This is a genomic window from Anaerobacillus alkalidiazotrophicus (genome assembly GCF_001866055.1).
Genome location: NZ_MLQS01000015.1, coordinates 52,095 through 75,377, shown reverse-complemented (window position 1 = coordinate 75,377; position 23,283 = coordinate 52,095). Strand labels below are relative to the sequence as shown.

Below are 23,283 nucleotides of genomic sequence, written 5' to 3'. Positions count from 1 at the left end.
TCTCGCCTTTTACGAAGGATAGAATGTAGTTTTCTGCTATGCGTAAGGCATCAACCCTCTCGAATAACTAACATTATGGAGCTCAATCCCTTCAACCGCTTGGCTTTCGGCCCGCCACCTCACTGTCTACGCTTAAAGACTAAAGTTACCTTCAGCCCTCCAAGACTCGCTACGAGCGAATGGCTAGTTCTTACTCGACGGGAATCCCACCCGTTATATGATACGACCTAGGCTCGGCCGCACACGCAATCGTTACTTTAATAAGCCTTATTGCATAGAACTTCCTTCTAAAAGCATCATTTTTTTAGAGCAGTATTTACTGCTTCAATTGCATGAATAACTGTTGTATCAAACAATGGAACTTCTGAATCTTCTGATTTAACTAATAATCCGATTTCTGTACAACCCAAAATGATTCCTTCGGCTCCTTCATCCACTAAATGTTGAATAACAGTTTTATAATAATCTTTAGATGCTTGTTCAATTTGTCCTAAACACAACTCTTCATAAATAACTTTATTGACATTATTTCGTTCTTCTTTATCTGGAATTAACACGTTAATTCCATTTGATTGAATTCGAGATTTATAAAAATCTTGCTCCATTGTATATTTAGTCCCAAGTAAGCCAACTGTTTTTATATTGGAACTTTGGATTTGATTCGCTGTTGCATCAGCAATATGTAATACAGGAATGCTTATCCTCGCCTCTACATAATCAATTACTTTATGCATCGTATTTGTACAAATTACTATGAATTCTGCACCTGCTGTTTCTAAAGATGATGCAACTTCCCCTAATGCTTTACCCGCACTTTCCCAATCACCCTCAGCTTGATAGCGTTCAATCTCGTCAAAGTCAACACTATACAACAGACACTTCGCTGAATGTAATCCACCTAATTTTTCTTTTACCTTTTGGTTAATTATTCGGTAATACTCTACTGAAGACTCCCAACTCATTCCACCTATAAGCCCAATAGTTTTCATCACTTTTCCCCCTATTTAAATTTACATTTTCAAATTTTACACATCTTATATTCAATACTTCCAATCGTCAACCTATAATTTAACATTTTTATAATTTATTCAATCTTTGGCACTTAACCAATTAAATATGCGTATCTGCTTATTACAGATACGCCTCCGTTACTTTAAGTGAACTTCTTCACTAACTTTTAATTTGAAATTCTTTGAAATAGAAAAAATCATTACCGTAGCTATTTCAGTAATGCTTCATTTGTTCAAAATGAATAATTGACTAAAATTACCTCATTCACCTTAGACTAGCACTAATGGGTTATTAAATTTTTTGCAAGTGTGTTTCTTTAAAGTTATACTTATACTTTAATCCAAATCCTAAGGAACGGTCCATGAAAATGTGAGCCGCCCAAATGATAGCGATCATTAGCAAGGTAGAAAATTCATTATGAAACGCTACTATGAACAGTACAGCTGGAATAATGAAACTATGACCTGCATTATAAACATAAGAACCAATTTTTTTATCGAAAAGATAGCCAATCATCGTTATATCTGGCGTTAGTAATAGTAATAAAAATAAAAGCAACGAAAAATCTAAGTGTAGGTAAAGTAACAAACAGAGAATAAATCCGATCACATTCTCAAAATAAATCACTTTACGAAGTGACATTATGTTCATCACCTTCTTCTATTTTTCGGTACATTTCCTCGACTAAAGAGTAGACCTTATCTTTATTCTCAACATATTTTTCATGCTCCATTAAATCATGGACTATTTGTAATGATTTAATGGCTGTTGTGTAAAAATCGATTTTACTCTCAAGGTAAGAGACTTTGTTTTTAAATAATGTTACGGACATCGCATTACACTCACTAGAAGGTGGTCTTTTTTCCAAGTTTAATAGCGCTTGAATTTCTTGCAATGAAAAACCTAGCTGTTTGAGAACAAGAATATATTTAATACTTTTCTCGCATGTTTCATCATAAATTCGATAACCATTAGCTAGTCGTGTAGGTTCTATCAAACCTTCTTTTTCATAATAACGGACTGCATCTTTTTTTAACTTATACTTTGAAGCAAACTCTTTAATTTGCATGATTAAATCCCTCCTAAGAAAACACTATCATTGGAGTGTACTCTAAGGTCAAGAGCTATTTATAATAAACAGGCTGCTCCATCGTTTACATCATTTAACAATGCATATGTGGGGTCCTGTCGAAAAACGCGAATATCGTAAGTACCTTTTTTCACAATATATATTGGAGATATTATATCATTCAACTGTAATACTAAATCGGTAGTTTGCCATTCCTTGAGTGGTTGCCTTATCGCCAAACCAATAAACAAGCATATTATAAGTATACGTCCCTGGTTCGTTTGGTAACTCTATATAACTAGGTTTGCTTTGATGCATAAGAAAATAATTGAATAACGGAGAATTATCCCGACCGATATAAGTAAACTGCTCATGATAGTTTGGTAATTCTTCTATTTTTAAATTTATTGTGTTTGGCAAAGGATAATCATTAAATTCAATTCTTAGCGATTCATCTGAATTAACTACATAATTCTTCGGCTCTGTTTCAATGATGTTGTATCCACTACCTAATATAATATTCATACAACTATTGACACTCCAACAGATTGTTTGAATTTCTGTTGCAATTGTTGTTTCCCCAACAGATATTATTGGGGCATGAGCTTCTGTTCCTTGTACTTCACTTGCAGTTTTAGCATTTCTACTAAAACTTACTATTTCACTTGAATTCTGAGAATTTTTATTAAAATTTACTATAATTGCAATTATTATAACGAAAAATGATATCCATAATGATACCCATATCCAAAACAACACATATTTTTTAATAGTTTGTCACTCCTTCTATAACTACAACATTAATTACTGTGCTAATGCTCTCTCGTTAGTTTAGTAACATTAATAAAATTATTGCAATAAAAATGAGATACCATTTTTATTAAGTGTTTTGCTTAATCGTTTCTTCTACGTAAGTAAGAAAATTACTGTATGGGGAGTTCCCTTTTAAAAATTGCGATACCACATTCAAAGGTAATATCACTACATCCCTCTTTTTAGAATAAAGAACACTCTTTGTTTTGTTATTACTAAACACTCCATCAAGATTTGGCGAATAATTGCGTACAGAATCAGACTCATACCAGTAAAAGTCTTTCTTAATATTATTTTTGATAACCTCGCCAATATAGGCACCTATACGTACCACTAAATTATCAAAATGATAACTTAACAGTTCAGTACCAAATTCCGTACTCATTAATCTACTTGTATACATATCAATATAACGAATACTTTCAATAGTAAAGTCTAAATTTCTTTTAGTAAGGTTTTCTTTATCCCAAGAATCACTTGATACATCCTCATACATTAATTTTGCAATGCTTTTTAAATCATCATTTTTTAATTTTGCTTTATAAAAAAAACAAAACATAAGATGGGATTTCTCCTTTATCAATTTGTCTACGACTAAAGCTATGATAATTATGTCTCTTATTCCGCTAACCTGCTTCTTTAATTGAAGAACAATTATAATGCAATTTTATCATAAGATTCCGTCATTTTACTTTATTTCCCAAAAAAGAAAAAGAAAGGAACGCCATCTTAAATCTTGCGTTCCTCTTGTGTTAAAACATCCGTTAGCTGAATTATGGAAAATTTCTTTTTTTCTTTCGTTTAAGCAACCAAGGTTCAATTTTCTTTTCAAAAATTTTAATCCCAATGTATCCATCTAAAAGAGCAACTACCACTACAATAATAATTGCACTTATGCCAGTATTATCTGCCATAACAACTGGTTTAATTATTGAAAAAACTACAGATAACGCAATTGGTATTGTTATGACTCCCCATAAGCCCACAAAAATTATAGCCATTTTATTCACCTCTATGTAATAGTAATTATCAAGTAAATAAAATGTTATCCATTTACGCACTCGTTTGTTGAACACCGTCTTACTCAATATATTCGAAAAAGCATTATTAATTTGATTCAATCTTTAAGTTTGATTTCTAAGTCAACAACCCACTCTGAAACCTCCCAATAAAAAATTGCATCCAGCACTATATACTGATTAGGTTTCCGATAGATTGTTGGGATTTTCGTTTGAAATGACAGAGATTAATTTAATTTTTCAATTTCTAATAGTACATAATCAAACTCTTTTAACGATTGTTTCAATTGTTCTGCAATTCTTTGAAATTTCTCATTAAAAACTAATCGATTTGCACGATCAAGTAAAGTACCATATGCTCCACCCACCACTTCATTTGTTTCAATACGAATTTTTTTTTATCTGTCATCTTCTCCCATGATTGCTACAGGTGCTAAACGACAAATATCAATAATAATTCCATTTATCTTAATCTCTTGGAATCCGTACATCTCTATCCAACCTTCTAATTTTAATTTTAATGTCACACTACTGAACAATCCTAGGTTCCTTTTTGCTAATCGATTTTTGGGGCGACCATAATAATATTCCAATTCCCAGTATTAAGAGGGTCATTCCGAACCAAGAATTTATCGTTAAGTTTTCACCTAATAAAAATACTCCTAATAATGCTGCGGTTAAGGGTTCTGCTTACGAAAGTGTAACCGCAGTTGATGAAGAGATATGGGTAAGACCTTTAGCAAAAAGCAAATAGGCTATCCCAGTTGCCATAATCCCTAGTTGAAGACTTACACCTACACCTTGAAAACTCATGATCCAAGACATATCAAAAATAAATAAAAACGGAGATAAAAAGATTGCGCTTAGAGTAAAAACGACTGCTACTACTGATAATGACGAATGTTTTTCAACCAATGATCTACTTATAAGGGCGTAACTAACAAAGGATAGCCCAGCCCCAAAAGCCATTACTATTCCAACAGGGTCTACAAAAACTGATTTTTTATTAATAAAGAGCATTAGACACCCTAATATTGATAGGAAAGTAGAATACCACCAAACTTTAGATGGACGAATTTTTAAATATATCCATTCTGTGAGACCTGAGAAGATAGGTGCGGTCCCAATTGCAACTACTGTCCCAATAGCCACTCCCGTAATTGAAACTGCCGAGAAAAATAAGGCTGATACAAAGCCATACATAAAGATGCTATTAGCGTTGTCTTGATCGACCAACCTTTGAGGTTAAATTTCCCTATTACAAGAACCATTAATAATAAAAACAAACCTCCTACCGCTAAGCGAGTAGCCCCAATCGCAATCGGGTGTGCTGTTTCTGGCGCAAGTGCCTGAGTTGTACCTGTAGTTCCCCAAAGTATTGCAGCAAGTAATACTAAAAATGGTGGCAATGTTCCTTTCATTTTGCGCTCACCTCCATAAAAAAAAGATAAAAAGAATAGTTAAACTAATAATAGAAAATTCCTTAAAAATTTTCTTTACCAAATTTAATATCCTTTTTAAACGAAGAAGGAATCGCTGAAGATGGTACACATGCAGAGCTTCTTGCCAACGAGAATGGTATCTTTTCAAAACTGCACATCCACATGCTTCGATTTATTAATGTCCTACAAAAAAATTTGATTTACCATTTTAATATCTAGTATAATTAAAGTAATATAAAACAGAATGAAAAATGACCGAACGCGCCAACGTCCGGTCAGGCAACTACATCCGCTAGAAGAGCGGTGACCAAAAAATAACTTAATTACTGTAGAAAAAAGTAACAATCCTTAATCCTTGGTCAGGGCTGGACGGTTACTTCGTTTGAACCCGATTTTTTTTCGTACTATAATAAAGAAAACCATATAAATGATGATGTATCATAACTAAACATAAGATCTATATAATGAGTTTCGCAAGTGTCTATCCCCATTATATTACGAAGACGGAGAGAAAAGGACGTACGAAAACAGAGGTCGACGAAATCATCCGTTGGTTGACAGGGTATAGCCAGGAAGAATTAGAAGCACAACTGGAAAAACAGACAGACTTTGAGATCTTCTTTGCGGAAGCTCCCCAACTGAATCCTTCGACGGCTTTGATCAAAGGTGTTGTCTGCGGTGTCCGAGTGGAAGACATCGAAGAACCAACGATGCAAGAAATTCACTATTTGGACAAGTTGATCGATGAGTTAGCAAAGGCAAAAGCGCTAGAGAAGATTTTGCGGAAATAATTTAATTTAAAATGAAGAATCACCGATTCCATTTATAAAAGTCGGTGTTTTTTTGTCCCAAAATCATAGATATTTGTATAAAAAATTTCTAGATTAATATGAAAATTTTTTTCACATGATCTCAGTGAAAAAGCCTAATCCTCCTTATCTTTACTGTGGAATTAGGCTTTGGTCTTCCGCAATCGCGCTAAATATCATTTTCTATTGAATAGTATATTTGTACGCAATAAATAGATCTGTTGTTTTTCATAGTGCTTATTTATTCAACATTAACGCCATAAATAAAAAAAACGCGTTATGAGATAAACGCACCCAATTGTTTAATATTATTTTTTAAATATAAAACCATATGTCAGTCCATAAAACCCCCATTAACCATAAACGTTGATTGCTAATTAAAACGTGAATAATAGCTAACTGTCGTCCGACATCATTCTCTCTACCTACATTATACTACTAATAATAAATTATTTATAGACTACCCTTTCTAAAGTTCCTGTCCTATACTGTTTTATACAAATCTAAAATTATAAGAGGTGTATGAGTATGAATAACAAAAAAGATGTCTTAGATAATGGTCCTTTCTTTCATGGTACTAAAGCAGAACTAAAAATTGGAGATCTTTTAGAACCGCAACACTTATCAAATTACCAAGACAAAAAATCTAATTATATATATTTCACTGCAACATTAGATGCTGCTAAATGGGGTGCTGAATTAGCAACATCTAAATCTAAGGAAAGAATTTACATTGTAGAACCATTAGGTGCTTTTGAAAATGATCCGAACTTAACTGACAAAAAATTTCCTGGAAACCCAACACGTTCTTATAGGTCTAAATCTCCTTTGAAAATAATAGCTGAATTAAGTTCATGGGAAAGACATTCCGATGAAGAAATAAATCATATGCTTACATCTTTAAAAAAGTTACGTGAACAAGGAAAGGCTGTAATAAACGATTAATCATTAACATCTATAAAGTCATGACTTAAAAGAATCTTTGAGACCAATATGAAATGAGTCTGGATTTTGAGCAACAATTTTTATATAGTATACGAGTTATATTGGTGGGGACTAATTGATTAAAATAGAATAGCAAAACAAAATTTCCATAAATTTTGTTTTGCTATTTAATAAATACCTATAAATGATTTGAACTTAAACTATTATTTAACTAGCTCGATTGTTGAAAATCCACCCGATAAAAAAACTTCGCTTCAAAGCACATTCTTTCATATACGGAGTTATTTGTTGCGCAGTTTTTAGTCGAATATGAAAGACGGTAAGTTGAAACGTAATCGTCTTAGATAGGGAATTTTTCAACAGTATCGTTGTACTACCAGCAAAAGATCGTTTTTCTAAGAATAGATAAATAAAAATGAGCTGCCGAAACAGCTCATTTTTATTTCAAATTTTTATTCTACTTTTTCAAAACTGGAATCCAAATTTCACATTTTACTGATGGTGAAGATAAATCTTTACTTTTAATCGACAAGATTTCAGGTCCTTCTGTTACTTGATAGTTGGAAGATGGGAACCACTCAGAATAGATCCTTCCCCAAGTTTCCTGGAGGGTGTTTGGAAATGGTCCTGTTGATTCAAATATCGCCCATGTTAAAGCGGGAACTTCAAGTTTTAAAAAGTTTTCAGGGTTCTCTCGTGTAGTCGCCACTCCTATATACTGGTCCAGCTCTCCTTTTCCTTCCATACGTCCTTCTGAAAAGTTTGTAGATGCTTGTATCATTCCTTTTGGGTCAACATTTGAGAGTTTTTGTAATTGCTCTATTTTTTCCATAGTCAAGGATTGCCACATCGCAGCTATTTCCGGATTTTCTCCTTCAAAAACAATTGGAACTCGTTTCATAATACCAACGATGTTAAATGCTTCTTTTTGTTCGATTCGGTAGTTCATTTCATTTCCTCCTCTAATTGATAATTGGAAGGTCATGAGTGGATATGCTTTTAATTGCTGACCATTGTTTCTTGCTTCTGATGGTGTTACACCATGTAAATTGAGAAAAGCTCTAGTAAAGGAGTCCGGTGAATTGTATCCATATTTCATCGCAACATCGATTACTTTTACGTTCCTATTTTGAAGCTCAAATGCTGCCAAACTAAGTCGTCTACGGCGTATATACTCTGATAGCGTAACTCCTGCAAGAAAAGAAAACATTCTTTTAAAATGATATTCAGAACAATGAGCTAACCTTGCTACCACCTTGAAGTCTATTTCATTAGTAAGGTTTTCTTCGATATACTTCATCGCAATATTCATGTCCTTAAGCAAATCCATTAATATGACCTCCTTTCATCAATAGAATAGCAGGAGTTTACTCTAGTCATCCGACATTTTATGCACCATTTTGTAGGATTAATTTTTAATTTCATTATAATCTTTCGTTCATTTTAAGGAGAGTGGGATGTCCTTATAAAGCTGAACTTCAATCAGTGGGGGTTTTCCTTCATCCCCCACTGATTGTTAGTTCAACTTATCGGACCTTTAGGGGCAGTTTATCCCCCACCTAAACTTCTAGATTTTCTTAAGTTTTGAGGTGGGGGTCTTACTTGCCCCTTAAGAGTGGGATAAATAAACGAAACCTTATTTAAATACATTCTTTCACAAAGTGACCTAAAAATGAAGAAACTTGTTGCACAGTATCCGTCAAGTACGAAAGACGATCACTTTATAAAAGTGATCGTCTCTGGAATTTTTAAACAGTATCGTTGCTGTGCAGTAAATTGATCTGTTGTTTTTTCGTAATTTCTTATTCAGCATTTGCACCCTTTAGCTTAATAAACTAGTCTAGCATCACTGAACGTTGACGTCCTAACATTCCTTCCTTTTACACTTTATATTTAAAATAGAAGACCAAGTAAAAGAAGATACCAACCCAATCCAAAGAATAGCAGAGGTGGGAAACAGATAACTTTCATAAAAGTAGTAATATATTTGATTTATAAATAAAACTATTAAGAAGACGTAAAACCCCAAAACACACCCTTTTTCCCAATTCTCAGTTTCCTTTTTAGACATCTTCTTGAAAAAAATCCCCATCCTAAATCCTCATTTCTGTATTATTCTTTCAAACTAATCTCCTCTTCCTTCCTAAAGAAACTCTTCAAGGCGCGGTAGACATCGCCTTTTTCTTTAAGAATATAAGTGGACGGAAGCGTTCGTCTTTGATGTTTTTGTAGGCGTTCTAGAGTGTACTGTGGCGATTGTATTGGAGAGTTGACCGGATGTAGCCGCTTAACTTCCAGTGGAATGTAGATATTGCATCTTCATCATCACAATCATTTTAAGGTTCTCAAAGTATGGCTAGATTATTTTATTTGCTTTAATATACTTGGATCTTTAATTTTTTTATCTTCCGCAAACATAACGATTTTAGAAAGGATTTCAGCTGTTTTAGGATCATCATCTATAAAAGGTAAAAAGATTTTTCCACGATGCTGTGAATGAACCGGTATGATATAGAGCGCTCCAAAGGCTTGTTTATAAACCATACCACTACCTAAATGGACACTATATTCACCTAGATCTCCAGAAATTTGTGCAAATTTACCTTCTAGTTTCACATTTTCAAACTTCATTAATCGTACTGCTTCTCTAACAATTGCCTTTCTCATCTCAACTGTTGTTAAACTGGCTTCTGGATCAACACCACCAACATGTGCAATACTTACTACCAAATCGATATCCCTCATAATTTCTGAAAAAATCAGCTTCGGTACGTTTGTAATATCTACACTTTTGTAAGTTTGACGATCAAAAAATTGAACAGCTTCAATCGTTGGTGCTTCCACATCAGCCGGCGACAACCAATCGGCCATAGCAAATATCTTTGCAATAATATTTTCTTTGTAATAAACCTTTTGCAAACCTTCTTCATAACTTACAGTCCACAATCGATTTTTCAAAAGGGCAACTGTCTTTCTTGGTTGAATCTGATGGCCAGCGTAACGGTGCGAAATTGTTCCTAATGCAAGCTCATCTTCATTCGGGAGATACAATTCTCTAAAAACCTGTTTAAACGGTTGCTTTAGTTTAAGATCAAACAGCTTTCGTTGATAGTTACTCCATTGTCCGCTATGGTATAAATCTAGCGGATGGGCAATGACGATGACATCGTTTTTATTGATCTCAAATCGTTCTTCACTCGAACTAACCAATGCACCATCTACGAAGAAGCCCAAATGTTCACCAACCTTGAAAATCAAAGCAGAAATAATTGGAGCAACTACTGGATTTTGAGTTATTGTTTCTAACTCCTTCAATGTAAATACATTTCCCATCTCCATAGAACGCTCAAGCTCTTCTTTTGCTCTTATATATTGATTTCTTAATTCAGTTTTAACTTCTTTAAGAGTAACGATATAGTCATGTTTCTTATACTTTGCCGGAATCGACTTTAGAGCTTTGCCATTTTTGAGAATTTTAATATCAGCTTTTCCTTGTTCCTCAATCGTCAATTGAACAGAAAGCTCTTCATCAAGTTGCTTTAATTGTAAATATTGAAGAACATCGTTCATTTTCTGAGCTTCCATATCCCATGTGAGTCTAATAACATCCTTGTAACCTGCATTTCGAGCTAAATTGGCTAAAGCAATCATGACAACTTTCGCTTCAGTTGCTCGACGCTGAGCTCCAAATGTCTTACTTTCTCGTAAAAACTCGTAACGGAATAACACATCCTTTTTATTTGTATGATCAACCGGTATTAGGCTATAGCATAAGAGATGATTTTTATTTCTCTTTTCAACTATTGAATTTTTGATCGTTTCAAGATCTAACTTTCCAAGTATCGCATCTGCAAAAAGCTGTGATCTACGATGGTTTGCTCCTGCTGAAATGTATTTCGCACAATCATAAAGAATTGCAAAGCGTTCTTCCCCCAACTCATTGTATGACTGCTTAAACCATTCGATATCAAAAGCCCCATCATTAAAGTCTTCCGGCGAAATAGGTGAGTAATGGGCAACGATCGTCTCCTTTTCTGCCGAGAACGTTTCATTGATATGAGCGTGGAAATACCACGCAGCTCTTCTTAATCCCTTCCAACCTAGTAGCTTTGAAACAATCTCAATCCATTGAGGGGCATACATCGCTGATTCAAGGAGACGTTTTTCGGTTAGCTTTTTATTCTCTAATAATTCCTTTAATACTACTTCATCATCCCCAGCCTTTGGATAACAAACCTTTAACAGGTGACTCAACACTTCTTTTTTTGCAATGCCATCCCCATAGCAATAGATATAACCACGAACAAATACTTCTTTGTCTAAGGCTAGTAAAATTTTCATAAAATAGTCAATGCCCTCAAAATATTGAATTTGCATCGCTAGATTCGTCACTTCGGTTGGCAAATCTCCACGTTTTAGCTCAATCTCTAAAATCCTTAAAAGAATCTTCTCCCTAAATGGTACAATTGTTGGATATTTTGAAACGATGTCATCGTGCTTACTGGTAGCCCGATAAAGATGGTGTTTACTTTCTTCTCTAATCAATAACTCTTTATAGACTTCATGCTCATCAATTAAATTCATTTGAAACGCTCGAGCTACTTCTTCCAAACTTAAGTGATACCTTTTAAAATTGTGAGTGACATATAGATTGTATTTAAGAAGAAAATAGTCCTTAAAAGACTGATCATCATGGGCCATCGTAGCAGACCAATCAAGCCATGGTGCAGTTAGAAATTCAAGGAACCGCTTTTGTCCCTTAATCTCATCTACTGGAATTTGATGTATCATCGTATTTAGAACTTTATTAACAACAGGGAAAATCTTCGTCCGATCATATTCTACGAGAAATGCTGATGCTAGTTGACTAATTTGTGAGTAGTACGTCAATTCTTTTAGCCATCTCACCATTTTTTCTATATGTTCAACTGGAAATAATTCATTCAAATAGATCTTTCGTTGGTCGTTTGACGAATGATAATGTTTTAATAGATTAAAGTTGTAAAATAAATGTTCTAGCTCAAAATAATAGTTCAATTCGAGAAGGTCACTTACTTCAATATTGCTTTCATTTATATAATCACGCCACACCTGAGGCAGGGGGTAATTATCTAATCCTTTATTCTTTCCATCTACATACAACGGCTGTAACTGGGAGCCAAGAATCAATGTTTCTTTATACCCGTCATAATATTCGGCTTGATACTGATAATGACGATGTTGGTGAATGATGTCTGATAAACCTATCAAGAATTGCTTAATTTTCTCTGATGATGCTGTAAAAATTTTTTTTACTGTATAGTCATATAACGGTTCAATCTCAGTTAAAATATGAAAATGATCTTTCGGTTCAAATAAGCCTAAACCATTTTTAAAGCTATACATCTTCGTTTCTGTAAGCTTTGCTAACTGTAGCTTTTCTTTTTCAGTCGGTTTTGAAATGAATGTCAGTTTTTCTTTATATCGTTCATATTGCTTCGTTCGATTCAAATCACCTTTTAATTCAGTTATCATTTCAAGAACAGCTAGTCTTTGTGGCTCACTTTTACTTGTAAGTAACCGTTCAACTGTTTCATCCAAAACCTCGTCACTTTGCTTAAGTAAAATTTGGATGGCACTTCGCCTAATTGAACTTGTTTTTAACTTTAAAACTGATTCAATTTTTTGTACTTCAGTTGGCAATAACTCAACCTTCATCAACTTATTTAAGGCAAATTCACGATTGGCAATACTTTTATCTGCTAAACTTTCAAAAATAAACTTCCTCTGCTCAATATTTGAAAAATCATGGCAAAAATACTCAAGTAACATCCCTCTTATCTCGGTGCTAACAACATCTTTAAACATAAATAATTGAGCAATCCACTCTTCATCTAAATCATAGGCAGTAAGATACAATAATTTATTTGCAATTAGGTCTGATGAATACGTAATCGATACATCATCGAAGGCATTTGATGAAATGGTTATCTCTTTCTTTCCTACCTTCATTATCGCTTCTTTAAAAATGGAAAACTGGCGAACGAGACTGCTGAAAATATTAGTGATTTAAAGTTACAACATTAAAAATAAAAAGATTAGGAAATGTTCAAGTCACATTTCCTAATCTTTTTTTCGTTTTTGGGTCTTTAAGAGTAAATTATAGGTTATTTCTAACCTATTAATGTAATAATTCGTTTCATATTTACTACGAAGATGGTTGTTGCACTTTGTATTTGCATACCTAAGAGACCATGGGAATGACTTTTTTCAAAACCATGGCGATTCTTGAGCTCTGCGTTTTTAGCCTCGATCATATACCTGTTTTTCGCTAACTCCTTGAACTCATCTGTTTCTTGATAGAGTTGGTGTTCTTCATGAATTTTATCCTTCTTCAAAGTTACGGTATAGGTTTTACTTGCTGCTCCTTCTTTATAACAGCCTTCTCTAAGTGTACATCCCTTACATTTCTCTATATCAAAGTAATGGGTTTCTCGTAACACAGTTCCTTCAGTAGCGTGTTTTTTCTTTCCGTGTAAGGCTTTCTTAATCGCCATATGCCCAGCATTACATACATATCGCCCGGCATCCTTATTGTAATGAAATTCCCCTGATGCCCTTTTATTGCCCTCTGAAACTGTCTTGCTTAATTTCGATACTAACTTAAATTCTTTCTCTTTTGCATATTCAATCATATCTTTCTCAGAGTAAGCCCCGTCGCCAATGAATGCCTTCACTTCAATTCCGTTTTCAACCGATTTCTCAATTAACTCTTTTGCTTGTTTCCCGTCATGTTGATCACCTGTCGTAACGACCGCTGATGTCACAATACGCTCTGGAACCGTCGCTATGTGGGTTTTGTATCCAAAAAATGATGAGTCTGAACTCTTATGTCCAACTTTTGCATCCTTTTCCACTGTTGAGTTTACGTGTTCGATATCATCATTTACAACCTCTTCTAGCAAGTGAGCTTTTAATTTTACGTCTTCTTTAATGTATAATTTTGCATCATTTTTAATGATATCTATTAATTGATTACAGTAGTTGATATGGTCTAATAAATCATTCGTACTCGGCTTAGCAGGCATTTTCTCTTTATAGGTCTCGTCCTGTTTATAAACGCTCTTTCTTAGTTGTTTTGACTGTTCAATCAAAATTTCAATGGGTGATTTAGAGTTAAACATACTGTTCGTATGAGTGGAATCTACAATGATTTGGTTAGACTTAATGAGACCTTCTTTTAGGGCTATTTCAACCGTCTTTTTGATAAGTACGTCTAATAATGAAGCGTCTTTTAATCGTAGTTTTCTAAACTTCGTTAAGCTTGTTGGATGAACAATTTTATCTTCAGGTGCTACATCTAAAAAGTATTTAAATGACATATCAAACGTTGCTCTCTCAATCAGATCACGATCAGACATTGGGTACATCACTTTGAGTAGTAATAATTTAAACATCATAATAGGGCATTTGGCTGTAGCGCCAAATGCCTCATTATACATATCTTTTAACTCGTCATAGATAAATTCAAAATCAACTAAGTTATTAAACTTCCTCAAGAAATGATCTTTGGGAATCAATATATCATAAAGTCCACTGTATGAACTGAGTAAAAATTCTTTTTTAGGTAGCATAGTTTCACCAATCTTCTACATATTTTCTACCTCTATGATACCATTTTTACTTTATTAACTAAATAATGCATACGAAAAAAGGAAGAGTTTCCTCTTCCTTTTTTCACGAAGGTGATAGTGAGACTTTTTCAGCAGTCTCCTGGCGAACCCGCTCTTTTTTATCTTCTAGAGCAGGGTTTCTTTCAATTAAGAAGCGCCGATTTCCTGTTCCGTAAGCATAGCTATTTGAAAAATCATAAACATAGTTTGTATAAACATAATACTGTAACTCAAGATTTGTTTGCTCTAGGTAATCACACGCAATCGAAAACCGCAGTTCATCATTTTGACTTTGATTTAAAAACGATTGAGCTATAATCTTTTGGTAGGTTTCACCCGAGTCCATTAGCTTTCGAATGTTGACTGCAACATCTTGTTCGTCAATCACCGCAGTCGCCCATAAACTCATGTATAACTTATTAACATCATTACTTGTGATCCATTTGTTACGAAGTTGTTCGTCAATTAAACATTGATACGCATAATCAATTAATTGTTTGGCAACTCTTGTATTCACCGCTTCTAGAGTTAGCCCTGTCCAAACATCTAACGCTCTTACAACAGAACTATATCGAATTAGCTCTTCTTTTAGCACAATCTTTAACATATATATTAGGGACAAAAGAGTTCCTTCATCCATACTTTCAACGATACTTTGTCGTAAACCCTCTTGAAGTCTAGCTGCAATTAGTAGATCCCCAGCCACTTTATAGACTTCCTCTTGATGGCACAAAAACATTCCAGAAATCATTGTCCTATTAAGAAGTGCTGTATTATTCTCTCCATAAATAATTTCCTTTAATGCTGTTAAGACTTCCTCATTTTGATGATCAATTTCATATGCAATAATGTCTTTGATTACTTCATTATCATATGGATAATTTGGTGTAGTTAAATAATCGATCAGCGAAAACGGGTCTTTATATAAGTCAATTAGACAAGCTGCTTTCCAAATAAGCCCACTCGTATGTTGCTTCCAATCGGCAGTACGAAACGGGCGTCGATAAAAGCCCGTGCTATAGGAATACTCACGCTTATGATGAATGATATAATCAAAGACGTCCCCTGGATATTCACCAAGAAGGTTACGAACAATCAGTTTTAGCAAATCTAGTGTATTTTCTTCACCCTCGGTTAATTCATGTAACATCCTCTCTACACTTTTCGTATCTTGTTCATCAAAGTAATAGGACGACTTTGCTATTTTTAACAATTTTAAAATGGCTTTCTTTTCACCTTCTGTAAAATCATTCGCTTTCACTTTCAGTTCCTTATAGTAGGCCCTATGTTTCTGCTCATCCATCATAATTAGCTCCCCTTATCACCACATTCGTCCTGTTAACATTGTAAGTCTAATAAAAACGACCTCATCTCCATCTTGAAGTAGAAGAGGAATATCTAATGCTTCTTGTTCTTTTTCATTTAAAAATACTTTGAATAGGCCGTCTCGAAAAGCTTGAATAGCCGTATTAACCGCTTCTTGTTCGTCACTTTTATTTTCATTATATTTTGTGTCAAAGCCGACCTTTCCTGTGGAGCTTTGTATGACAATCTCTTCATTTGTTAAAAAATGCAGAAACGGCTTTTCCAACTTCTTTTCATTCAATTGCTCGACATTTAAGGCAATAATTTCCGTAATTAATTGTCGTAATGATTGGGGTGTACTCTTTAAAACGAACTCTTTTCTGTTCAAATAATCTTTCCTTCTACTAACACTTTTCATAGTTACGTAGATTTTCATTGTTGTACCTCAAATATTTAGTTTACTTTTAATTATATTGGAGATAAAATCTATCATCAATTGAAAAAAGGACTTTGAATAAGAAAAACATAGGGAGATTTTAGTCTTCCTATGTATTCATTCATATTATTTATCTGTTTGTTTTTGCTTCTTTTTCAAATACTCCGCACGTATTTTTTCAAGGTGCTGCTTTTTATCAAATTTGGCAGGCGTCCGTTTTTCATGAAACTTTGTCACAGCTACCTGACCTTTGGCATCCAATTGATATTTTCCCACTTTGTTCACCTACTTTTCTTGTTTTTAAAGAGAATCTATTCAACAAATATACTATACCTTATTTTACTGAAACCTGCTCAAGAGTTGAAGAAAACTAACAGAAACAATCTTTCTTTGACTGTTCCTGCTGTTGAACTAATGCATTGCGTTACTTTTATTAGATTTCTCTTTATTTTCCAATTTGACTTTTAGTTGATTAAAGTTTTCTACTACATCAGGGAACGATAATTGCTCAGCTAATTCAGTCCCTTTCTGAATAGAATCCCTAGCTTTATCATATAAATTTGCCTTTACTTGAGCATCTGCAAGGGTATACCAATAAAACCATGCATCCATTTTTGATATTTTATCGTTGTAAAACTTTTCAATTACAGGATAGTAACTAGAATAAAGTTCTTCATCAAGAACTAATTTTGAACCATTCCATTTTAGAACATCTACAAAATAGGTATCTGCTATGTACCTTTGCCAGACAGCTATTCCAACTTTTTTATTACTTATCATTTCCATCATATGATACGGAACTTCTGCTATCCTCTCTAAATAATTATTATTCCATTTAAAAATCTCTAGTTTATTTCCTGCTGAAGCACCTATTGTTACACCAAAGAAATACTCTTTAGTACCATCACCAGTAATATCAGCAACACCTGAAAAGTCTAATCCTACACCCTGAGTTTGGGTCTCCAAAACCTTTTCCCATCTTTCATTTTCTTTACTTAATACTATTACGCCGTATTGTGAAGGATTAGGTTGTTCTTTTGCCTTTATTTCATAAGTAATAATAATCTCTTCTTGTCCATCTTGGTTAAAGTCATAAAATTGATATGGTTTAGTTGATTTAGGTTCTTCAGGACTCACTAATTGTGAAGCAGAAGGTATAAACTCATTGATAACTTTGATTAAATCTTTATCGAGTTTTTCTACTTCAGCATTAGCAAATATAGTAGCTAAGTTCAACAATAAAAATATCATTAATGGTAAAAATATTACTTTTTTCATCCATAATCCCCTTCTTCATAAATTGGTATTATGAATAATTATTACCTATATTACCCTGGATATTTACTGTTGCACTATTCTGCTTTGTTAGTTGAAGATCAAAGTTGTTACTTTTCGTTTTGTCCTAAGTATTTCTTGACTAATTTTTGAGCTTCTTTTATTCCTTCTTCAGTAAGATAAACTGATTTTGATCGTTTGCTTCCACTAATAAAGCTGAACTTCAATCAGTGGGGGTTTTCCTTCATCCCCCACTGATTGTTAGTGTAACTTATACCACAGGCATAAGAATAACTTTCATCAGCTTTCACTGATGAAAGTTATTCTATATCGGACCTTTAGGGGCAGTTANTCCCCCACCTAAACTTCTCGAATTTCTTACGTTTTGAGGTGGGGGTCTCACTGCCCCTTAAGAGTGGGATAAATATTTAATTACTACTCTTTGTGTACTCTGTTTTCCAAATCTTTTACTCGTTTTTCTAATTTTTTTATTTTCGATTCATATTTAAAAAAATAGAAGAATACAGCTAGTACCAGCAATGGAGAACTATAGATCTCCATTGCCAATCCCCCTTACCAACATTCGGACTATACTTTTTTCAAATAATAGATAGCTAACTGCGTTCGATCCCGAAGCTGTAGTTTTTCTAAAATGACGGAAAGGGTGTTACGAACAGTCCCTTCGCTGATATAGAGTTGTTCTGCTATTTCCCGGTTGGAGAGACCCTGTGCTACTAATTCTGCAATATCTTTTTCCCGTGGGGTTAATTGCTCCAGCTCTTTCCTCTCTGTAGGGTGGGTAAGTTGTTTTAGCACATCTGCATCTAAGACGCTGGATCCGGACACGAGTGTTCGCAGTTTCTGGGCCATACTGGATACCTTGGTTGATTTAATTAAATAGCCCTCGGCTCCTGCTTGAATGGCGAGGCGAATATTTTTCTCATCCTTAAAGGTAGTTAACATCATGACATGAACTTGTGGCCATTCTTTCTTGATTTGTCTCGTTGCTTGAATGCCATCCATAACCGGCATTTGGATGTCCATTAATACAATGTTCGGCATTTCCGTACGACAAACATTAATGGCTTCCGCACCATTAGTGGCTGTACCAATGACTTCCATGTCATTTTCACGGGAGAGAAGAACTTTCAAGCTTTTGCAAACTAAAACATCATCGTCTACGATTAAGATCTTCATCGTAAATGCCTCCTTGTTGTGCTTTTTCTAAAGGTAGGACACAGATTAATAAAAATCCGTCAGAGTGATCCGTGGATATACTGCCTCCGACTGCCCTTGCTCGATGACGAAGATTTCTTAAACCGACCCCCGCTCTTTGTCCGTTTTTCTCCTTAGCAACTCCATCGTTATAAACGGATAACCTCAGAATATGAGGACTAATATCTAAAGAAATTTCTACCTTTGTTGGTTGTGTATGACGAATAATATTCGTTAACGACTCTTTTAACACAGGATAAAGAATACTCCATAAATGAGCAGGCACGTTAGATGTATCACCATACACGTTAAAGGTCACTGGACACAGGGTGAATTGCTCACTAATCTCATGCAATCCTTCAATTCCCAGCTCCTTTACTGGTTTTAAATTATGGACGGTGTCTCTTAAATACACCACACTTTTAGAAAGACGGTGCTGTGCTTGGGCAAACATCTCTTTTGCTTCTGGATCATTTCCACTCCAAAGCTCTTCAAAGGCTTGAAAGGCAAGAACAGATGCCGTGAGTTCATGCCCGACATCATCATGGAGTTGTTGCGCGATTCGGTTTCTTTCTGCCAACTCTGCCATACGTGTCCCTTGCGCATTAGCGATAAGAAGTTCTTCTTTTAGATTTTCCAATTCGTAGTGATCGCGCCTTTGTCGATCGGATTCCGTCTGATATCTTTTTTTGTCCTGATACCACCCGCCAAGGATCGCCCCAGACAATCCTGCTTGAATGAAAACGACAACTAAAAGGATAGATGTTTCAGGATAAATAACAGCAAAAATAAACGCTGGTAAAGCAAACCAAGGCTGCCTCTTAAGCATGCTTTCAAACACAGGGAATGCCAATGCAAAGACCGCAAACGGAAAATAAATAATGGAAATCAAGCAGACTGTCTGATCTATAAGGACAGTCCATCCCGGCAGTGGAAGCCGCCAACGAGCCAATGACAGGATGGCAAGAAATAGCAGAAGGATAACTCCTCCTTTGTTGCCGTCAACTTGTAGCCACAACAAGCTAAGTAAAAGTAATCCGAATATACGCCATATCGTAATTGCCAATTTTGGAGTCCATTTTTCCCATTTGTTACTCATATACACACGCCCTTAAATTCATACCTCTATCATACCAAAATAACTAGAATAGTTAACCAATTTCTCCACCTTTATTATCACTAACCTACGTAAGTCTTCTCCTGCTCCCCAATAAGAGGAACGCGATACAGAAAAGGAACATTACTACTAATGGGATGGCGAGCTCCTCTGTTGGTGCCTCATATGATAGGAGGACTGTTGCCTCTGCTATCCAATATGTTGGTAGTAGCATCACTGCTCGCTGCAGGGACTCAGGCATTATTTCCACAGGCCACAAGACACCACCTAGCATCGCCATGAGGATGATAATGCCTCCTAAAATACTAAAGGCGGCCTCCTTGTTTCGGAATGTTGCATACCATGCTAAAGAAAACCCTAAGGAAGTAATGGAATAAACGGTATAAATAATAAAAAGTAAGCTTGGAGATGGTACACTTTCTCCATGAACAATCACCCCTAAAATGATAAACACTAGATTGACAGCAGTCAAAATGACCGTGTAAGCCAATAAGTTTTGCAACAAGTACTGAAAATGGGTGATTGGCGCTACACTGAGCCGTAAAAGTGTCTTGTTGGCCCGGTCCTCCATGATGATTGCCGAAAGACGTGAAGCGATGAACATGATGATGATGCCATAATAGTGAAATCCAAGCGGTATAGGAGGCCATTCTCCCATCGGAAGAAAGATAGCTCCAATGGGGAGAACGAGTAAAAAGATACTATTTGATTTTTTACGAAAAAAACGTTTGAAGACAAATTGACATACGGTCATGCGAGTTTCCGCCTTCCGAAATAGGCTCCCGAAATTACCAAAACGATAGCCGATACTAGTAAAATGACGAAACTGATAATGGCTTTGTCGATATATTCACCTGTGATTGTGGCAAAAATCATATTTTGCCCAAGGGCAAATGGGTTGCTGTACGTAGATAGAAACTGGAAAAAGGCCCCTTCCGGGAGAGGAAACCACACTTCAGAAACCATAAGGCAGGCCAGGCCAAATCCTGTTCCTAAACGCTCTGCTGTTTTATAATTTTTCACTCCTAATACGAAGTTAATAAACACAAATTGCACTACTGTTGCGACTGTTATTAGAATGAAGAGAACAAATCCTAAGTTCCCCCAGTTAACGTCATAAACAAAAAGTGTGTATAGGACGATGAGAAAGCTCTGCAATACATTAAAAAGCGTACAGGAAATTAAAATAGAATAGGCGTGTTTATGGGACGGATAAGGCAAGGAATACATTCTCCACTTCATGGAAGAAAGGAGATCTTCCTTGACATATTCCATCGTAAAAAATCCACCGAACAAAAGGAAACTAAGCATCATCGTCACCGCTACTTGATCTTTCATAGGTATACCCAATGGGTCACTTATGGCATCGTCGGCTATCAGGCCTAGTACGGTGATTAAAGCGATAGGTAACAGTAACAAAATCGACATGCCGATATAATTACGAAATAGTCTGCGAAACATAAAATAACTTGAGCGTATGACCATCGTTTATTCCTCCTCCCTATCGCGGAGGCGTTTACCTGTTAAAGTTAAAAATACATCCTCCAAGGTTGGTTTTTCTGCGGATACGGACCGAATCTCGCCAAAGTCCTTGGCGATGGAAAGGGCACGATCGAGATTACCTGCGCCAACTTGAGAAATAATGTGTATTTCCTTCCCATGCAGGGATACTTGTTTGACTCCTTCTAGCTTCCGAAGCTTTTCTAAGAGCATATCCGAAGGCTCCTCTACTTCCAGTTTTATTTTTTCTTCATGCTGAATTTTGTGGACTAACTCTGGGATAGTTCCATCCGCAATGACATGTCCTTTATCCATAATCACAACGCGCGTTGCAAGATTTTGAACTTCTTCCATGTAGTGAGTCGTGTACAGGATGGTGGTGCCTTGCTCGTTTAATTGGCGAATCGTTTCTAAAATATGATTACGGGATTGAGGATCAATCCCTACGGTTGGTTCATCCATGATCAGAAATTTTGGTTGATGCACAAGGGCACAGGCGATATTAAGCCTTCTTTGCATCCCGCCGGAAAATTTCGTAGGAAGCTTATTGGCATGCTCCGTGAGCCCAACAAACGCTAACGTTTCATCTATTCGCTCTTTTAATTTTTCCCCCTTAAGACCATAAATGCCCCCGAAAAACTCTAGGTTTTCTTGCGCACTTAAGTCCGTAAACACAGTAATTTCCTGTGTGACGAGGCCAATTTGCCGTTTAATATCCATTAAATTCGTTTGCTGCTCTTTACCAAATACATTTATTTCTCCAGAATCGAAGCCTACTATTCCGGCTAAAGCATGAATTAACGTTGTTTTACCTGCCCCATTTGGTCCTAATAGACCAAGGATTTCTCCTTCTCCTATATCTAAATCGACATGATCTAATGCTAAATGTGAGCCGTAACGCTTCACTATATTTTTCATATGCACAATTGCCATATTTTCTCCTCCTTGTGTCTCTTGATAGTATTATCATATATGGTGGATGTATAAATCGAGTAGTTACAAATGTAATGATTAAAAAAGGGGTCTGACCCCTTTATCTGTACTTACACTTGTACCAATGCTCTACTCGACACTATGAAAATTTGCTGTGGCAAGCAGCGGCAATGATCAACCATGTTGGATCAAATCCATAGACTGTACTTGATTGCGATTCTATTGTTTTAAAAGCATTAACGAAGCAAACAACAACAACCCTAAACATATAATAATTGACGTTATTGCTAAAGTGGTTAGACCATGGACTGCAAATAATATAATGAAGGGAACAAGCAATATACTGAAAAAGCCTACTGTAATTCGGTATTTTACTTTCAGGGGTAGCCGTGATAAAACCAGCTGGGAGATCGTACTGAATATAAGGTTCTGTTCGCATTATTGAAAACCCGAAAAAAGATAAATTTCCATTAGTATCAATTTCACCTGCTAGAGATGTGTATTGAAGTCCAAGAGCTTGAATAATATGTTCATCAACATAATCAATATAAGTTTGTCCACTCGTATTCTCAATAATGAACTGCCTATTTTACCTATTATCGCTCAACTTTCGATTATTTTTAAATTAGGGTAAAAGTTATTGAAAATAAAAGTCTCCCAAAAATTGTTTTATTTCGGGAGACTTTTCCTATAACTTATAACATTTCTTCTTTAACACAACTCCTTAAGAGTACAACAAACT

The 23,283-nt window shown here is 35.3% G+C and carries 25 protein-coding genes and 2 pseudogenes; 2 read left to right on the top strand and 25 right to left on the bottom strand.

The genetic code is table 11. The annotated features are described in order from the left end of the window. Window positions 1-296: 296 nt before the first annotated feature. The 9 genes and pseudogenes from BKP45_RS10350 to BKP45_RS10320 form a co-directional block, all read right to left on the bottom strand. Complete coding sequence (locus tag BKP45_RS10350) at window positions 297-989, bottom strand: aspartate/glutamate racemase family protein (protein WP_071389615.1); 693 nt, start codon at window positions 987-989, stop codon at window positions 297-299. Window positions 990-1,302: 313 nt separating this feature from the next. After that, complete coding sequence (locus tag BKP45_RS10345; protein ID WP_071389614.1) at window positions 1,303-1,653, bottom strand: DUF4260 family protein; 351 nt, start codon at window positions 1,651-1,653, stop codon at window positions 1,303-1,305. Continuing rightward, window positions 1,640-2,080 carry a MerR family transcriptional regulator gene (locus tag BKP45_RS10340; protein WP_071389613.1) on the bottom strand — a complete coding sequence of 147 codons (441 nt, stop codon included), beginning with the start codon at window positions 2,078-2,080 and terminating at the stop codon, window positions 1,640-1,642. The genes BKP45_RS10345 and BKP45_RS10340 overlap by 14 nt, the downstream gene beginning before the upstream one ends. 177 nt (window positions 2,081-2,257) lie before the next feature. After that, window positions 2,258-2,605 (bottom strand): hypothetical protein, encoded by a 348-nt coding sequence (locus tag BKP45_RS22520; RefSeq protein ID WP_169824097.1) that lies wholly within the window; start codon window positions 2,603-2,605, stop codon window positions 2,258-2,260. A gap of 355 nt (window positions 2,606-2,960) precedes the next feature. Next, complete coding sequence (locus BKP45_RS10330; RefSeq protein WP_071389611.1) at window positions 2,961-3,452, bottom strand: hypothetical protein; 492 nt, start codon at window positions 3,450-3,452, stop codon at window positions 2,961-2,963. 214 nt (window positions 3,453-3,666) lie between these two features. Beyond that, window positions 3,667-3,894: a hypothetical protein gene (locus tag BKP45_RS10325; protein ID WP_071389610.1), complete on the bottom strand. Its 228-nt coding sequence runs from the start codon at window positions 3,892-3,894 to the stop codon at window positions 3,667-3,669. Window positions 3,895-4,139: 245 nt separating this feature from the next. Then, complete coding sequence (locus BKP45_RS22515) at window positions 4,140-4,280, bottom strand: hypothetical protein (protein WP_169824096.1); 141 nt, start codon at window positions 4,278-4,280, stop codon at window positions 4,140-4,142. 30 nt (window positions 4,281-4,310) lie between these two features. Beyond that, window positions 4,311-4,439 (bottom strand): hypothetical protein, encoded by a 129-nt coding sequence (locus BKP45_RS23305; protein WP_281243152.1) that lies wholly within the window; start codon window positions 4,437-4,439, stop codon window positions 4,311-4,313. Between the two features lies 1 nt (window position 4,440). Then, window positions 4,441-5,333, bottom strand: a pseudogene (locus BKP45_RS10320) (EamA family transporter). Window positions 5,334-5,794: 461 nt separating this feature from the next. Here BKP45_RS10320 and BKP45_RS10315 point away from each other — a divergent pair. Beyond that, complete coding sequence (locus BKP45_RS10315; protein WP_071389609.1) at window positions 5,795-6,145, top strand: DUF2200 domain-containing protein; 351 nt, start codon at window positions 5,795-5,797, stop codon at window positions 6,143-6,145. A gap of 546 nt (window positions 6,146-6,691) precedes the next feature. Further along, the gene (arr, locus tag BKP45_RS10310; protein ID WP_071389608.1) at window positions 6,692-7,108 is read left to right on the top strand and encodes an NAD(+)--rifampin ADP-ribosyltransferase; all 417 of its coding nucleotides are present in this window, start codon (window positions 6,692-6,694) and stop codon (window positions 7,106-7,108) included. Window positions 7,109-7,565: 457 nt separating this feature from the next. On the opposite strand, the gene BKP45_RS10305 is transcribed toward arr, so the two are convergent. The 16 genes and pseudogenes from BKP45_RS10305 to BKP45_RS22090 all read right to left on the bottom strand — a co-directional run bounded on the left by BKP45_RS10305 (window position 7,566) and on the right by BKP45_RS22090 (window position 22,980). Then, window positions 7,566-8,438, bottom strand: a complete 873-nt coding sequence (locus BKP45_RS10305) for an AraC family transcriptional regulator (protein ID WP_071389607.1) — start codon at window positions 8,436-8,438, stop codon at window positions 7,566-7,568. 782 nt (window positions 8,439-9,220) lie between these two features. Further along, window positions 9,221-9,372: pseudogene (locus tag BKP45_RS22975) on the bottom strand (sporulation protein YhbH); the annotation flags it as partial. Between the two features lie 97 nt (window positions 9,373-9,469). Next, window positions 9,470-13,147, bottom strand: a complete 3,678-nt coding sequence (locus tag BKP45_RS10295; protein ID WP_456061764.1) for a DUF5724 domain-containing protein — start codon at window positions 13,145-13,147, stop codon at window positions 9,470-9,472. 113 nt (window positions 13,148-13,260) lie between these two features. Next, a complete protein-coding gene (locus BKP45_RS10290) occupies window positions 13,261-14,721 on the bottom strand; it encodes an IS1182 family transposase (RefSeq protein ID WP_071389604.1) in 1,461 nt (486 codons plus the stop codon). A 103-nt stretch (window positions 14,722-14,824) separates the two neighbouring features. After that, on the bottom strand, window positions 14,825-16,066 hold the full coding sequence (locus BKP45_RS10285; RefSeq protein ID WP_071389603.1) for a DUF5724 domain-containing protein: 1,242 nt from the start codon (window positions 16,064-16,066) through the stop codon (window positions 14,825-14,827). Between the two features lie 15 nt (window positions 16,067-16,081). Continuing rightward, window positions 16,082-16,501, bottom strand: a complete 420-nt coding sequence (locus BKP45_RS10280; RefSeq protein ID WP_071389602.1) for a hypothetical protein — start codon at window positions 16,499-16,501, stop codon at window positions 16,082-16,084. A 126-nt stretch (window positions 16,502-16,627) separates the two neighbouring features. After that, the gene (locus tag BKP45_RS22510; RefSeq protein ID WP_169824095.1) at window positions 16,628-16,777 is read right to left on the bottom strand and encodes a hypothetical protein; all 150 of its coding nucleotides are present in this window, start codon (window positions 16,775-16,777) and stop codon (window positions 16,628-16,630) included. 135 nt (window positions 16,778-16,912) lie between these two features. Then, entirely contained in the window at window positions 16,913-17,779 is an 867-nt protein-coding gene (locus BKP45_RS10275; RefSeq protein ID WP_071389601.1) for a hypothetical protein, read from the bottom strand. 107 nt (window positions 17,780-17,886) lie between these two features. Beyond that, window positions 17,887-18,003: a DUF6429 family protein gene (locus tag BKP45_RS22970; protein WP_245747426.1), complete on the bottom strand. Its 117-nt coding sequence runs from the start codon at window positions 18,001-18,003 to the stop codon at window positions 17,887-17,889. Window positions 18,004-18,211: 208 nt separating this feature from the next. Beyond that, complete coding sequence (locus BKP45_RS23300; RefSeq protein WP_281243149.1) at window positions 18,212-18,337, bottom strand: hypothetical protein; 126 nt, start codon at window positions 18,335-18,337, stop codon at window positions 18,212-18,214. A gap of 27 nt (window positions 18,338-18,364) precedes the next feature. Beyond that, window positions 18,365-18,973, bottom strand: coding sequence for a response regulator transcription factor (locus BKP45_RS10270; protein WP_071389600.1), 609 nt, complete (start codon window positions 18,971-18,973; stop codon window positions 18,365-18,367). Then, complete coding sequence (locus BKP45_RS10265) at window positions 18,948-19,820, bottom strand: sensor histidine kinase (RefSeq protein ID WP_245747424.1); 873 nt, start codon at window positions 19,818-19,820, stop codon at window positions 18,948-18,950. The genes BKP45_RS10270 and BKP45_RS10265 overlap by 26 nt, the downstream gene beginning before the upstream one ends. Before the next feature lie 355 nt (window positions 19,821-20,175). Further along, complete coding sequence (locus BKP45_RS10260) at window positions 20,176-20,862, bottom strand: ABC transporter permease (RefSeq protein ID WP_071389598.1); 687 nt, start codon at window positions 20,860-20,862, stop codon at window positions 20,176-20,178. Further along, entirely contained in the window at window positions 20,859-21,593 is a 735-nt protein-coding gene (locus BKP45_RS10255) for an ABC transporter permease (RefSeq protein WP_071389597.1), read from the bottom strand. Before BKP45_RS10255 ends, BKP45_RS10260 begins: the two co-directional genes overlap by 4 nt. A 3-nt stretch (window positions 21,594-21,596) precedes the next feature. Further along, window positions 21,597-22,541, bottom strand: a complete 945-nt coding sequence (locus BKP45_RS10250; RefSeq protein ID WP_071389596.1) for an ABC transporter ATP-binding protein — start codon at window positions 22,539-22,541, stop codon at window positions 21,597-21,599. A 139-nt stretch (window positions 22,542-22,680) separates the two neighbouring features. Beyond that, window positions 22,681-22,980, bottom strand: a complete 300-nt coding sequence (locus BKP45_RS22090; RefSeq protein ID WP_139193803.1) for a hypothetical protein — start codon at window positions 22,978-22,980, stop codon at window positions 22,681-22,683. Window positions 22,981-23,283: the final 303 nt, after the last annotated feature.